The organism is Brevibacillus sp. M2.1A, assembly GCF_013284355.2.
Classification (GTDB): domain Bacteria; phylum Bacillota; class Bacilli; order Brevibacillales; family Brevibacillaceae; genus Brevibacillus.
The window spans coordinates 2,307,275-2,321,952 of sequence record NZ_JABSUY020000001.1 but is presented as its reverse complement, the minus strand read 5'-3'; the positions used below and the strand labels follow the sequence as shown (position 1 = coordinate 2,321,952).

The 14,678-nt window shown below is 48.0% G+C and carries 15 protein-coding genes and 1 riboswitch; all 15 genes read right to left on the bottom strand.

Features of this window, described 5'->3' with window-relative positions:
• Positions 1 to 150: 150 nt before the first annotated feature.
• A riboswitch (Lysine riboswitch) is annotated at positions 151 to 338 on the bottom strand.
• Positions 339 to 440: 102 nt separating this feature from the next.
• The 15 genes from uvrC to HP567_RS11310 all read right to left on the bottom strand — a co-directional run bounded on the left by uvrC (position 441) and on the right by HP567_RS11310 (position 14,659).
• Positions 441 to 2,222 (bottom strand): excinuclease ABC subunit UvrC, encoded by a 1,782-nt coding sequence (gene uvrC / locus HP567_RS11380; RefSeq protein ID WP_048031978.1) that lies wholly within the window; start codon positions 2,220 to 2,222, stop codon positions 441 to 443.
• Between the two features lie 38 nt (positions 2,223 to 2,260).
• Complete coding sequence (locus tag HP567_RS11375; protein ID WP_173608609.1) at positions 2,261 to 2,512, bottom strand: DUF2164 domain-containing protein; 252 nt, start codon at positions 2,510 to 2,512, stop codon at positions 2,261 to 2,263.
• Positions 2,513 to 2,635: 123 nt separating this feature from the next.
• Positions 2,636 to 3,349, bottom strand: coding sequence for an ABC transporter ATP-binding protein (locus HP567_RS11370; protein ID WP_173608610.1), 714 nt, complete (start codon positions 3,347 to 3,349; stop codon positions 2,636 to 2,638).
• Between the two features lies 1 nt (position 3,350).
• Positions 3,351 to 4,112 (bottom strand): ABC transporter ATP-binding protein, encoded by a 762-nt coding sequence (locus HP567_RS11365; protein WP_173608611.1) that lies wholly within the window; start codon positions 4,110 to 4,112, stop codon positions 3,351 to 3,353.
• Position 4,113: 1 nt separating this feature from the next.
• On the bottom strand, positions 4,114 to 5,085 hold the full coding sequence (locus HP567_RS11360; protein ID WP_173608612.1) for a branched-chain amino acid ABC transporter permease: 972 nt from the start codon (positions 5,083 to 5,085) through the stop codon (positions 4,114 to 4,116).
• 5 nt (positions 5,086 to 5,090) lie between these two features.
• Positions 5,091 to 5,957: a branched-chain amino acid ABC transporter permease gene (locus HP567_RS11355; protein ID WP_173608613.1), complete on the bottom strand. Its 867-nt coding sequence runs from the start codon at positions 5,955 to 5,957 to the stop codon at positions 5,091 to 5,093.
• A 148-nt stretch (positions 5,958 to 6,105) separates the two neighbouring features.
• Positions 6,106 to 7,287: an ABC transporter substrate-binding protein gene (locus HP567_RS11350; protein ID WP_173608614.1), complete on the bottom strand. Its 1,182-nt coding sequence runs from the start codon at positions 7,285 to 7,287 to the stop codon at positions 6,106 to 6,108.
• A gap of 183 nt (positions 7,288 to 7,470) precedes the next feature.
• Positions 7,471 to 7,788 (bottom strand): thioredoxin, encoded by a 318-nt coding sequence (trxA, locus tag HP567_RS11345; RefSeq protein ID WP_007722428.1) that lies wholly within the window; start codon positions 7,786 to 7,788, stop codon positions 7,471 to 7,473.
• Positions 7,789 to 7,928: 140 nt separating this feature from the next.
• The gene (locus HP567_RS11340) at positions 7,929 to 8,216 is read right to left on the bottom strand and encodes a hypothetical protein (protein ID WP_173608615.1); all 288 of its coding nucleotides are present in this window, start codon (positions 8,214 to 8,216) and stop codon (positions 7,929 to 7,931) included.
• Positions 8,217 to 8,326: 110 nt separating this feature from the next.
• The gene (locus tag HP567_RS11335; protein WP_173608616.1) at positions 8,327 to 9,286 is read right to left on the bottom strand and encodes an electron transfer flavoprotein subunit alpha/FixB family protein; all 960 of its coding nucleotides are present in this window, start codon (positions 9,284 to 9,286) and stop codon (positions 8,327 to 8,329) included.
• Between the two features lie 20 nt (positions 9,287 to 9,306).
• Positions 9,307 to 10,074: an electron transfer flavoprotein subunit beta/FixA family protein gene (locus HP567_RS11330; RefSeq protein ID WP_088906589.1), complete on the bottom strand. Its 768-nt coding sequence runs from the start codon at positions 10,072 to 10,074 to the stop codon at positions 9,307 to 9,309.
• A 52-nt stretch (positions 10,075 to 10,126) separates the two neighbouring features.
• Entirely contained in the window at positions 10,127 to 10,900 is a 774-nt protein-coding gene (locus HP567_RS11325; RefSeq protein ID WP_173608617.1) for an enoyl-CoA hydratase, read from the bottom strand.
• Positions 10,901 to 11,018: 118 nt separating this feature from the next.
• Positions 11,019 to 11,609 carry a TetR/AcrR family transcriptional regulator gene (locus HP567_RS11320; protein WP_047071034.1) on the bottom strand — a complete coding sequence of 197 codons (591 nt, stop codon included), beginning with the start codon at positions 11,607 to 11,609 and terminating at the stop codon, positions 11,019 to 11,021.
• Positions 11,610 to 11,762: 153 nt separating this feature from the next.
• Complete coding sequence (locus HP567_RS11315; protein WP_173608618.1) at positions 11,763 to 13,463, bottom strand: long-chain-fatty-acid--CoA ligase; 1,701 nt, start codon at positions 13,461 to 13,463, stop codon at positions 11,763 to 11,765.
• 206 nt (positions 13,464 to 13,669) lie between these two features.
• Positions 13,670 to 14,659: an LCP family protein gene (locus HP567_RS11310; RefSeq protein WP_173608619.1), complete on the bottom strand. Its 990-nt coding sequence runs from the start codon at positions 14,657 to 14,659 to the stop codon at positions 13,670 to 13,672.
• Positions 14,660 to 14,678: the final 19 nt, after the last annotated feature.

The window sequence follows — 14,678 nt, the reverse complement described above, 5'->3', positions numbered from 1 at the left end:
AAAAGTCTTGCATTTTTATTTTACAAAAAAGGCACCGACAAGGAATAAGACCTGCCGCTGCCTACTGTTTCGACATACCGGTTCCTCCCTCCCAATACACGCGGACAACGAAGATTGACAGTCATCACCATCAAAACTCACATTGACACACCGTGAGATAGCTCTCCATCTGACAATTGGTCATTGTGCAGATGACAGTCCTGCATTTGTTCAACGCAGACCCAGCATGGAGAAAAGCGGGTTTCCCTCCACACTTCGGCGAATTCCCCTTTCCCGTCCCCTTCACAGATACCCGATCTCAGGGTGGTACTCTTGGTTTTCGCGCCTCTACCTCACTCCATAATGGAAGTGAGGCTAACTATTCTGTTTGAATCGGATTATATCATGAGTCTAAAAATGGATCAATTCCTTTTTAAAGGTTACTCCAAAAGTTACATTTGCTAAGTGTCGAGCTTGCGCAGATGCCCGATGATTTCTTTTGCCAGCTTGTCGCCGATCCCTAATTGGCGGAAGTCTTCGACGGTCGCCTCGCGCATTTTCTTCAAAGAGCCAAAATGAGAGAACAACAGCTTGCGCCGCTTTTCACCGATACCCGGGATCTCATCCAATTGCGACGAGAGCATCGTTTTGGTCCGGGATTGTCTATGGAACGTAATAACAAAACGGTGGACCTCGTCTTGGATGCGCTGCAACAAATAAAACTCATAGCTGTCACGTCTAAGATTCACAGGCTCTGGCGGATCTCCGTACATGAGCTGAGCAGTACGGTGCTTCTCGTCTTTCGCGAGTCCACAGACAGGAATATAAAGACCGAGCTCGTTTTCCAGAACGTCCATAGCCGCACTGATTTGGCCTTTTCCACCATCAATCACAATCAGGTCGGGCATTGGCTGGTTTTCTTTTAGCAAGCGAGAATAACGTCGCCGAACGACTTCTCGCATGGAGCCGTAATCATCTGGTCCTTCGACGGTTTTGATCTTGAATTTGCGGTATTCCTTTTTGTCAGGGCGCCCGTCTGTAAAGACAATCATCGCAGACACAGGCTCTGTTCCTTGAATGTTGGAGTTGTCAAACGCTTCAATTCGATGAGGAACCGGAATCCCTAAAATGTGACCAAGATTATGCACCGCTTGGACCGTCCGAGCATCGTCTTTAGACATCAGGGCGAACTTCTCCTGCAAAGCAATGCGGGCGTTCTCGGAAGCCATCTTCACGAGCTCATGCTTTTTGCCTCTTTTCGGCGCATGGACTTTGATGCCCAGCCATTCACTCAAAAGCTCTGGTTCACTCTCTTGCGGGAGCAAAATTTCTTTCGGCAGCGCATTTTGCTTATCGTAGTAGAACTGGCTCACATAAGACATGAAGTCTTCGGTTTCGCTGCCATAGTATGGAAAGGAAGTCGTCTGACGCTCGATCATCTTCCCTTTTCGCATATAGAACACCTGGATACACATCCAGCCTTTTTCCACAGCAAACCCGATAATATCGCGGTCTACCGTATCGGTGAACGTGATCTTCTGCTTCTCCATCACCGCTTCGATGCTCTTGATCTGATCGCGATATTCCTTGGCTCGTTCGAACTCCATGTTTTCTGCGGCTTGGAGCATTTTTTCCGTAAGGGTTTGCTTCATTTCCTCATGGCCACCATCGAGGAACCGGCTGATTTCATCCACCAAACGCTGATTTTCCTCAGCCGATACCTCGTATACACAGGGCGCAAGACATTGCCCCAAATGGTAGTAAAGACAAACCTGCTTGGGCATATTGCGGCATTTTCGCAACGGATAGAGGCGATCCAGCAGCTTCTTTACCTCGGAGGCATCTCCGGCATTCGGATATGGACCGAAATATTTGGCTTTATCTTTTAATACTTTACGGGTAATCTCCAGACGTGGCTGCGCCTCATTCGTAATTTTGATATACGGATACGTCTTGTCATCGCGAAGCATGACATTGTAGCGCGGATCGTGCTCTTTGATCAGGTTGCACTCGAGGATGAGCGCCTCGATCGCTGAGGATACCACAATGTACTCAAAATCCACGATCTCACTGACCAGCAGCTGCGTCTTCCCGTTATGACTGCCTGTAAAATACGAGCGGACGCGGTTTTTCAGCACCTTGGCTTTTCCTACGTAAATGATTTCCCCGCTCGCATTTTTCATCAGGTAGCAGCCTGGCTTATCTGGCAGGACGGCCAGTTTATCTTTTAAGGAGCTGTTCATGGCTGCTCCCTCCTCTTTGCTATATATCTGCCTTGCATCTATTTGTTCTTGTGAATTGGCTTTTCCAATACATACAGTTCATCTTCCAAGGAACTCATCCGTTCCACCAGCAGCTTGCGGCTGTCTTGCACCCCTTGATTGTAATAGAAGGGACCGAGCTCTTTTGAAAAAAAGGCAATCAACTCTTCCGTCTCCAAATTACCGAGTGTCTCTGACCGTTCTTCTTTATAGTAACGCTGTACTTGATGAACAAGATATTCCATTTGCTCTCTCGTCAATTTGGTTGGCATCGTATCCGGCTTCCTTCCCTTTTTCGCATAAGAGAATATACGTTCTACCCTTCATAGTACCATGGAATCAATACGAAAAAAACTGCCGCCTCATTCCATGGCGACAGTTTTTTATAGGCAGACCTAGTGCTTGCGACCGCCCAAATATGCTTCTTTTACACGCTCGTCGTTTAACAACGATTCTCCTGTGCCTTCCAACACGATTTGCCCTGCCTCCAGCACATACCCGAAATCGGCAATTTTGAGGGCCTGTTTGACATTTTGCTCCACGATAAGAACGGTCGTACCTTCCGCATTGATTTCTTTGATTACCTTGAAAATGTCCGCCACCACGATAGGAGCCAAGCCCATCGACGGCTCGTCCAAAAGCAGCAGCTTCGGTCGAGACATTAATGCGCGGGCAATGGCTAGCATTTGCTGTTGACCACCAGACATCGTCCCTCCCAATTGGGAAAGCCGCTCCTTGAGGATGGGGAACCAGATCATCATCTTTTCCATGTCGTCCTTGATGCCTTGTGCATCGTTGCGCTGGAATGCACCCATTTCCAGGTTTTCCAGAACGGTCATCTTTCCGAGGATCGCACGCCCTTCTGGAACCAACGCCAGTCCGGCTTTTACGATTTGATGGGGTCTCGAGCCCTCTATGCGTTGACCACAAAACGTAATCGTCCCTGCTTCTGGCTTCAGTTGACCTGCGATTGTACGCATGGTTGTGGTTTTGCCCGCTCCGTTCGCACCGATCAGCGAGACGATTTTGCCCTCAGGCACTTTCAGCGTAATCCCACGAATCGCCTTGATTTGACCGTAGGAGGTCGTCAAGTTTTGGATGTTCAGCATCTTATTCGTCCTCCTTGCCGAGGTAGGCTTCAATCACATCTGGATTGTTTTGTACCTCTGCCGGGGTACCGTCAGCAATTTTGACCCCAAAGTTGATACATACGACCTTTTCACACAGATTCATGACCAATCCCATATCGTGTTCGACCAACAGGACAGTCGTCCCGTCATCGCGAATTTTTTTGACCAGCTCCATGAGTGCTTTCGTCTCGGTCTCGATCATTCCGGCAGCAGGCTCGTCCAACAGCAAGAGTTTTGGTTCAGTAGCCAGTGCCCGTGCAATCTCCAGACGTCGTTGTTGACCGTAAGCCAATGTATCCGAGCGGACATTAACAATGTCAGACAAGCCTACGAATTCGAGTAACTCCTCGGCTTTTTTGGTAACCGCTTTTTCTTCCGCACGTTGTCCCGGTGTTTTCAAAAGGGAAGCCCAGAAGCCTGCCTTCATGCGCGAATGACATCCCACCTTCACGTTGTCCAACGCACTCATGTGACCGAATAGGCGAATATTTTGGAACGTCCTTGCAATACCCATTTCGGTAATTTTGTTTGGCGCCATGCCGTTTAGCTTTTGCCCAGCAAAAGAAAAGGTACCCGTTGTTGGTTCGAATATGCCCGTTGCCATATTGAAAATGGTCGTTTTCCCCGCACCATTCGGACCGATCAAGCCGACAATTTCGCCCTCTCCGACAGTAAAAGAAACGTCACGAAGAGCGGTGATGCCGCCAAAGCTTTTTCCTACGTTCGCAAGTTCCAGCAACATCTTATACTCCCCCCTTCGCTTCCTTGTCCGATGATTTGCCCCGACGACGCTTGAACAGCTTTTGGAACGTATCGGCACCGATCAAGCCATGCGGACGGAATGCCATTACACCGACCATGATCAAACCGTACATGAGCATTTTGTACTCGGCCAAACCACGCAGCACCTCCGGCAGCGCCGTAAGAACCAAGGCACCAAACAGCGGCCCCCATACGACTTCGCTGCCGCCGATCACGGCATAAGACAGAATTTCTACGACTTTATGATAGTTAAAATCATCTGGCGTAATCGTCGTCGTAATGTGGGCGAACAATCCTCCACATACCCCTGCCAAAATTGAACCGATCACAAAAGCAAGCATTTTATAATAATTGACTTGCAATCCCATCGCTCGTGCCGCCGTTTCATCTGCTTTGATCGCTTCAAAAGCACGCCCAAGACGCGAGCGGTTCAGACGCAGCGTCAAGAAAAGAACGAAGGCAAACAGGAGCAGCATAAACACAAAGGTCGATAACGACTTCATTTGCATGACCGAAATGCCAAGAGTTTGCGCTTTTAACCCCATTGCTTTTTCAAAATCGTACAAATAATTCCCAACCGATTGAAGTCCGGTCAATCCAAGAGCCCCGTTTGTTATCTCCATATTAAGAAAAATAACGCGAATCACTTCACCAAAGCCAAGCGTAGCAATTGCCAGGTACAAGCCGTGGAGCTTCAATGTCGGAGCACCGATCAACAGTGCAATCAGTCCTGCTACCAGCCCTCCGATTATGATGGCGATAAACAGCGGCACGTCCGCTTGCTTCGTCAAAATACTCGCTGTAAAAGCGCCAATGCTCATAAAGCCCGCATGGCCCAAGGAAAGCTGGCCCGTCGAGAGCGTAATGTAAATACTGATCGCCAAAATACTGTTTAACAAGATAAAAGTCAGTACTTGTAAGTTATATGGATTGAGAATGTCCAATGTCTGCACCTCCCTTACGCTTTGCGTCCAAATAGTCCTTCCGGCTTCAAGAGCAAAATGAGAATGATCAAGCCAAAAGCAACCGCATCCCGATACGACGAGTCTCCGTACGCGACAGTAAACACCTCGATAATTCCGAGCAATACGCCGCACACCATAGCCCCAGGAATACTGCCTACACCTCCTAAAATCAAAACGGCCAAACCTTTGAAGCCAAGCGTCATCCCCATCGTCGGAATGAGAGCGGAATACGCCATCCCGATCAATATGCCGGCGACACCTCCCAGTGCCGAGGCAAGCATGACGGTCACGACAATGACCATATTTGTGTTAATCCCCAAAATATTTGCGGTATCCGTATTTTCAGCCGTCGCGCGAATCGCTTTTCCCATTTTCGTTTTTTGAATCCAAAAATGCAGGACGAACATCAGCAACACAGAAATCCCCAAAATAACGAGATCAACACTGCGAATTTGAATGATGCCCAGATCAAAAGTGGTATCCCCGAAGGATTGCGGAAATGCACGGGAGTCAGCACCGAAAAACTTGTGCATGGCTTCCTCCATCAAAATGGCAAATCCGATCGTACTGATCAAGGATGCCAGATGAGGTACATTTTTCTTGCGAAGGGGGCGAAGCGCTGTATACTCCAGTACAAGACCCAAGATCGCCGATATGACGACTGCCACGATCAGCGCTACCCCTAAAGGCATATTAAGGCTGGTCATCAATACCAAGCCAACTAGTGATCCAAAAATAAAAATTTGGCCGTGTGCCATATTAATGATTCCCAAGACACCAAAAATGAGCGTATATCCCAATGCGATCAATGAATAAGTGCTACCAACTGTCAAACCATTGACTAATTGCTGCCAAAACAAATGCCTCACCTCACTGTTAAGTCGTTACAATCCCACGATGATTGAGTTATTCTCGCTGGATCAGCAAGCGAAGAACATGATCTGGTACTTTCTGATCCAGCGAGATAACCGATAGAAAAAGAAGCCCGGAGCAACCCCGGGCTCGATCCTATTCAAACGGGACGAATTTGCCTTCTTTTGCGACAACGACAACCGCATCACCAATCGGATTGCGTTTCTCGTCAAAGGACAGTTTGCCGGATACACCTGTGAAGTCTTTCAGCTGAGCCAATTGGCCGCGCAACTCTTCGCGATCTGCTTTTCCTGCGGCAAGCAGTGACTGCGACATAATGTATAGCGAGTCGTACGCTTGAGCTGCGAACTGGTCAGGCTTTTTGTTATATTTGGCTTCGAATGCTTTTACGAAGGCTTGAACTTTATCATCTTTCTTTTCAGGACTGAATGGAGTCGCAACGATCAAGCCCTCAGCAGCTGAACCTGCAATTTCAAAAACTTTCGGATTATTGAAACCATTGCCGCCAAGAATTGTCCCTGTAAAGCCCAATTCACGTGCTTTTTTCACAACCATGGAGCCTTCTTTGTACAAGGCGGACACAAGCAAAGCATCTGGGTTTGTTTGCTTCAGCTTGGTCAATTGTGCCGAAAAGTCTACGTCGCCATTTGCAAAAGTCGCTTCACCGGTAATCTCCAAGCCCAGCTTTTCAGCGGTTGCTTTCATGACCTTGTAGCCATTCACGGAGAAGTCATCGTTGGATGCATGGATGAGTGCTACTTTTTTCAAGCCATTTTTCTCCACGGCTGCTTTCATAGCTGTCGGGATTGCAATGGACTCAGGCAATGAATTGCGGAAGACGTACTCCCCGATATCATTGATTCCTTCTGACGTGTTGGAGATACCAAAAATCGGAGTCTCCGCCTCGTTTGCTACTGGTCCTGCAGCAAACATTTCCCCGGAAAGTGTCGGTCCGATAATCGCCACGACATTATCCTGATTAATCAGTTTATTTACTGCATTAATCGCGCCTTCTTTTTCTCCGGCGGAGTCTTCAAACTTCAGTTCAATCTTGAGCTTACCTTTGTTCGCTTCATTCAGCTCTCCCAACGCCAGCTCCAATCCTGCTTTTTGCGCTTCTCCATAAGCTGCACCAGATCCTGAAAGGAAACCAACGACGCCGATTTTCGCTTGAATCTCTTGTCCGTCGGCGGCTTGTCCAGAGCCACTTTCTCCTGCCGCAGGAGCAGTTGTATTTCCTCCGCTCGAACATCCGACCATCAATACTGCCCCTAGCGAGATCGCCGCCAGCGAGCGCATCAAATGAAATCCCTTCATTAGAAAAGCCCCCTCTATTCTCGAAATAAATTGAATATATGAAGTTTAATCAAAGTATTCTAAAAACGCAATTATTTTCGCTCAAGTAAACTTAATTTTTTGACAAACGATCGTTCAGAATTCCGTTTTCAAACATAAGAAAAAGCGGCACATGACTATGCCGCTTCATTCGTTGCTTTACTCTTACAGATGTTTCCCTACAGTTGCCATGAGCGCTTCTTTTGGTTGGAAGCCAATCACTTTGTCAACTGGTTGACCGTCTTTGAATACGATCAGGGTTGGGATGGACATTACGCCAAAACGCCCAGCAGAATCTGGGTTGTCATCCACGTTTACTTTGACGATTTTGAGCTGGGAGCCCACTTCACCGTCAATTTGCTCCAGTACAGGAGCGATCATTTTGCAAGGGCCGCACCATGGAGCCCAGAAGTCAACCAGGACTGTACCGCCTTGCTCTACTTCCTGGGAAAAGTTTTGGTCGGTAGCATTTACAATTGCCATAGAAGTTACCTCCTTGAATTTCAATTACTAAATAAAGGTTCCTAACGGTTATCAGTATATCATTCAAACACCAAATTGACTACGCCGCTCCACACTTTGCCCTGTACTTCTCGTTATAGTCTGTCCAGTCTGACCGCACCTTATTGCCCGACTTGTTTGAGCCGGTTAATCTCCCGTTCGTGGTCACTAACTTTCCGATGCAGCAGATCAAGGTCTGCATCGATATGTTTATTTTGGCGTTCCAATCTGTCTAATCGGCGCGTAGCGTCATCGCGGAATTCGTACATTTCATCTCGAAACGCGTACATCTCATCCCGAAAATCATACATCTCTTTCTTAAAGTCACGCACATCCTGCTGTGTCTCTTTTACAAGCCGATTATTCTCAGCAACCATGTGAATCAGTTGTTGCAAAAGCTCCTCGCTCATTCCGATCACCTCTCCTTATCCCCTATTATACCAAGCAAGGAAAGCATAAAGTAAGAGCCAAGGACAAAAAAAGCGCCCCCAAAAAGGAGCGCCTAGTCATCATCTTTCTGTTAAACCAATACTTTTTTAAACTCTGCCGTCAGCAATGGCAGCACTTCGAATAAGTCACCTACGATACCGTAATCAGCCACTTGGAAGATTGGCGCTTCCGGATCTTTGTTGATGGCAACAATTACCTTCGAGCTGGACATACCAGCCAAGTGCTGAATCGCTCCCGAAATCCCGCATGCGATATACAAATCAGGTGTAACCACCTTACCTGTCTGTCCGATCTGCATGGAGTAGTCGCAATAGTCTGCGTCGCAAGCGCCACGAGATGCACCAACAGCTGCACCGAGCACTTCCGCCAAATCGTACAACGGCTGGAAGCCATCTGCACTTTTCACGCCACGCCCACCGGAAATCACGACTTTTGCTTCGGAAAGGTCTACTTTGCCGCTTGTTTTTCTTACCACATCTTTTACAATCGTACGCAAATCCTTGATTTCCAATTCAACTGGTACCACCACTGCCGTTTTCGAAGGGTCAGCAGCGCCGATGGCAATGTTGTTTGGACGAATCGTAATAAAGGTTGTTCCTTCAACGAATTTGCGTGTTTGCGTCGCTTTTCCTGCATAGATCGGGCGAACAAAAACTGGTCCAGCTTCTACACTTGTTACGTCCGAAATCAGACCGTAGCCAAGTCTCGCTGCTACGCGAGGTGCGATATCACGACCGATCGCCGTGTGACCCAAAACCACTGCATCTGGAGAAGCCAGTTCAATCAACTGAGTGAGTGCCTGCACATACGCATCTGGCGTGTATTGCGCCAGCGCTGTATGATCAGCCGTATATACCGTGCTCGCACCATGGTGACCCAATGTCACTGCATGCGCTGCTGAATCTGCTCCGAATACACCCGCTACAATTTCGCCGCCCTCAGCCAATGCTTGTGCTGCAGTCAATGCTTCCAGCGACACGTTGCGAAGTTGTCCGTCACGTACTTCTGCCAATACAAGTACTTTTTTCATGGATATCCTCTCCCTCTCGCTTAGATCACTTTCGCTTCATTGCGCAACAGTTGCACCAATTCCGACGTTTGAGCTGCCAATTCGCCAGAGAGAATGCGACCCGCCTGCTTTTTCGGAGGCAATGTCTGATCGACGATTTCTGTCTTTGCTTTTACCTCATCCGCAGTAATTCCCAAATCGTCTGCGCCGAGTCTATCCAAAGGTTTTTTCTTCGCTTTCATGATACCTGGGAGAGAAGGATAGCGCGGCTCGTTGAGTCCTTGCTGAGCCGTAATCAAAACAGGAAGGCTCGTCTCCACGACTTCCAGGTCCCCTTCTACATCGCGCTCTACGCGTACATTCGTCCCGTCCACCTCTAGCTTCACAGCAGTCGATACATGGTTGATTCCCAGTTCTTCTGCCAGACGAGGACCGCCTTGGCCAGCCCCGGAGTCTACAGCCATTTGTCCACCAATGATGATATCGAAGCCAACCTTTTTCGCTACTGCCGCCAATACTTTAGCGATGGTGAATTCGTCTCCAAACAGAGACTCGTCATCCACCAGAACAGCCTTGTCTGCGCCCATTGCCAAAGCAGTGCGCAGGGCACTTTCAGCACGGTCTGGTCCGACGCTGATCACGGTTACTTCGCCGCCGTGCTCTTCCTTGAGCTTGATTGCCTCTTCTACAGCGTACTCATCGTAGGGATTAATGATGAATTCAACGCCATCTTCGGAAATTTGTCCGTTTTGGATGACGATTTTTTCTTCTGTGTCAAACGTCTGTTTCAACACAACCACGATATTCATCAGGATGCCTCCTCCTTAGTGGTACCTCATACTTGTGAAGCTATATGCTTAACTACCGATCTGCGAATTGCGGCTTGCGCTTTTCGAGAAATGCAGTCACGCCTTCTTTTACGTCCTCCGTCGCGAAAGCATCACCAAAGAGCTTTGCTTCTTGCTCCAAGCCTTGTGACAGCGACAGCTCCGTTGTGTTATGGATGGACGCTAGGGCAAACTTCAGGGTAATCGCGCTCTTACTTGCGAAAACAGCCGCCAGCTTTTGTGCTTCTGCGAGCAACTGCTCTACGGGATAAACCGCTTCCACAAGACCGATACGCAATGCTTCCTCGCCACCGATCATCTCTGATGTGAGAATCATCTGTGTCGCTTTGCCTCGACCAACCAGACGCGGTAGACGTTGCGTCCCCCCGTACCCTGGAATGAGTCCGAGATTCAACTCTGGCAACCCGAGCTTGGCTTCAGGTGCTGCCAAGCGGATATGGCACGCCAACGCAAGCTCCAGTCCCCCACCAAGGCAAGCGCCGTTAATTGCTGCAATGATTGGCTTCGGGAACGTTTCCATGCGATTAAACAATGCTTGACCCTTCTTCGCCATTTCTTCTGCATTATCCCGATTCAGTTGGGTAAATTCTTTGATGTCCGCTCCTGCAATGAAAAACCGACCTTCACCAGTCAAAACGATTGCTTTGATTTCATCGTTATTTTCCCACTGGTCCAAAAGTTCACTCAATTGACCGAGCACTGCTTGACTGAGTGCGTTAGCAGGCGGGTTGCTGATCGTAACCGTAGCAACGCGATCAACGATTTCTACATTCCAATGCGACGCCATTCCTCTCCCCCCATACTCTCCCCATATATAAAAAACAGCTACTATTCATTCCGAGCGATCGCTCAGTCTTACTGTTTCCATTGTAACAAACGTTTTCATGCAAAAAAAGCTTTTCTTTTCATTCTTTTCCCTTCATACCAAGCAGGAAGAGGTTATGAATGGAATCAACATAAGAGACAAGGTCGTACTTGCACTGTTTCATCACCCAAGATGTTGTCACTTCGTCCAGCGTTCCAAAAATCATTTTGCGCGTAATCCGCACCTCGAGATCAGATCGGAATACGCCCTGCTCCATACCCTCTACGATCACTTCGTCAATGAGGTTAAAATACTGCTTCATCACGTTGCCGATTCCTTCACTAATGACCGGACTGGATTGGCGTAGCTCGATTTGCGTCACTTTTGCCAGATCATGGTCATTGGATAGCTGGCTCAAGTGTGCATGAATGAGTACATACAGCTTTTGCTCAATGGTCGTCGCTTCCGAAATGCGTTTGCGGTTTGTCTCCACAAACTGGCCCATCTTTTCGTTAAACAGTGAAATCAAAATATCATCCTTGTTTTCAAAATAGAGGTATATGGTGCCGTCTGCTACCTTCGCCTCTTTCGCAATTTTCGATACCTGGGCACTGTAATAGCCCTGTCTGGCGATTACTCGAACAGCAGCATCAATAATGGCTTGATACTTTTCCCCCGTTTTCTTTGCCATAACTACCTCCATGTTTACTAACATTGATGACGAAATGAATGATCACTCATTCATAATTAGTGTAATACAGGGCCACTCCTCTGTCAATCGCAAGAGGCCAGCAAAAAAGGCCGCTTTCCGCCTGGGATCGCAAGCCTCAAAACATCAGCTACACTAGCTCGTTTTGATTTCTTCTTGGGCTTCCCTTTTCTTCTTGTCTTCTTCTTGTAATTGGCGACGCAATACTTTTCCGACCATGGTTTTGGGCAAATCTGTACGAATCTCGTATTGTCTCGGAATCTTATAGGCGGCGAGTCTCTGTCTGCAATGCGATTCCAGATCCTCTTCACTCGCGAGTTGTCCATCCTTGAAAACGACGAATGCTTTCACTGTTTCGCCCCGGTACGGGTCTGGAACACCGATTACTGCTGCCTCCTGGATGGCAGGATGCTCAAACAGCACTTCTTCTACTTCGCGCGGATAAATATTAAAGCCGCCAGCGATAATCATGTCTTTTTTGCGATCTACGATATAGAAATAGCCATTTTCGTCCATATAGCCCATATCTCCCGTCAAAAACCAGCCATCCCTTAATACGGCAGCGGTATCCTCTGGGCGATTCCAGTAGCCGAGCATGACTTGGGGTCCTTTTACGGCCAACTCCCCGACCTCGCCTTGGGGCATCTCTTCTCCTGTTGCTGGGTCCACAATTCGGCAATCCGTATCTGGCCACGGCATTCCGATGCTTCCCGTAATGCCTTTTTCCCAAATGGGATTGGAATGAGTTACGGGAGAAGCCTCTGTCATCCCATACCCCTCGACCAGCTTGCCACCCGTCAACTCCTCAAATTTGAGCTTCACTTCGACCGGCAACGGAGCTGAACCACTGACACATGCATCGATGGAAGACAGATCATGCTTTTTCAAGTCTGGGTGGTTGATGAGACCGATATACATGGTGGGTGCCCCTGGGAAAAGAGTGGGCTTGCGCTTGTCGATCATTTCAAATATTTGCTTCACGTCGAATTTGGGAACGAGAATAATTTCTGCTGCGATACAAATGCCTTTGTTCATCACGGTAGTCATCCCATACACGTGGAACAGCGGGAGCACACACAGAATCCGTTCCTTTCCCTTTTTCAGCTTGTAAAGGACCGCTTGGCACTGGACTGCATTCGCAATGAGATTGGCGTGCGTCAACATGACGCCTTTGGCAACACCTGTTGTCCCCCCTGTATACTGGAGGAGCGCGATGTCCTGGGTCGGATCGACTGGTACTTCAGCAGGCTTGGTAGCGCTTTCTTTTAATACGGAAAGAAAAGGCTCAATATCTGCGCTATATGTAACCTGCGGATTTTGTCCTTGTTTCTTCTGTACGAACGGGTATAGCCATTTTTTCAATAAGGGAAGGAAATCGCCAATGCTTGTGATGATGATTCGTTGAAGTGAGGTAGATGCACGGACTTGGGTAACACGTTTGTACAACAAATCCAGTGTGATGATGGTCTCGGCGCCTGAATCGTTCATTTGGTGAATCAATTCTCGCTCGGTATACAGCGGGTTGGTCATGACCACGATAGCACCTGCAAAAAGCGCCCCGTAGTAACTGATGACGGCTTGTGGAGTATTTGGCAGCATAATCGCCACGCGGTCCCCTTTCTTTACACCGCGTTTGATCAATGCATTGGCAAATTGGTATGACAACTGCAAAAGCTCTCGATACGTAATGCTTTTTCCCATGAAATAGATCGCGTTACTGTCTGGATACATAGCTGCAGACTGCTCCAGAAAATGCGTCAAAGGAACACGGGGGTAATCCAATGACGGCGCAGTTTCGGGCGGGTAATTGGCAATCCAAGGCTTGGCATTTGACATGGTCATTCCCTCCATCCCTTAAATGGCCTTGCCTCTCCCTATGATCTACATTCATAATCTCTTCCTAATGACTATTGTATTCGAAACATATTCAATTTTCCAATTAAAATCATGTGCTTTCTATCGGGACAAGAGCATTCGACAAAAAAGGACACGTCCATGATGAAAGCCGTGTCCTTTGCTCTTGCTCTTATGGTCTTTGTTTCTTACGGCGTAACTTCCTTGATGATTTGCTGGCGTGCTCTTTCCCGTTCAGTTGTGGGGACGAGATGATACCAGCCAACGATTCCATTATGCCAAATGCGCTCATCCTGTCCGACCAGTGTATCCGCTTGAATGGAGTTCGGAGTGCCATCGCCATAAGACAATAATAAAGAGGCGATTTCCTGCTCAGTAAGGTCCGTTTTCACATGCTGACCCAGTATTTCCATGAGTGAAAATGCCTTGGTATACACTTGAAGCGAGGTGCCTTTAGAAGCCAACGCTTTGAGAATCTCCTGCTGTCGGCCAATCCGTATGTAATCACTGTCTTCCTTGCCTAGATCACTTTTGCGATAGCGGGCGTAATCCAATGCCTGTTTACCTGATAAAGTCTGCAGCCCTGGCTGAATGTCGATGTACGTGTCGTCGCTCGGATCACTGTACTTCATGCGTTTCTTCACATCGACTGTGACACCGCCCAGCTCGTCTACAATTTGACGGAAGCCATCGAAATCTACGGAGATATACCGATCAATTTTTATTTGCAAAAATTTTTCCAACGACTCTTTCACCATCTTCGGACCACCAAAAGCCATCGCATGGTTCACTTTGTCATATCCTTTGCCTGGGAGCTCCATGTAGCTGTCACGCGGAATCGCCAAAAGATAGACGGATTGCTTCCCGGGATGAATCGCCGCAAGCATCATTGTATCTGAACGTGCACTTTCCCCGTCTCGGCTATCCACGCCGAGAAGCAGGGCGACGAAAGGCTTCAATGGCTCTGTTCCTGTCAAAAGATTACGAGGAGGAAGGGACGCAGCTGCCTGCTTTGCGCTTCCTTTGACTCCATCAATCGGAGCATACCACTGATTTGTCATTTGCTTGTATTGATAGACACTGTAGGCAACCAGCAACAACGCCCCGATCGCCAAACAGGATAAGGTATGAAACGCAATCTGTTTTCCATGTCGTTTGAAAAATAACCATATAAACATGACAAAGCCTCCCCCTTTG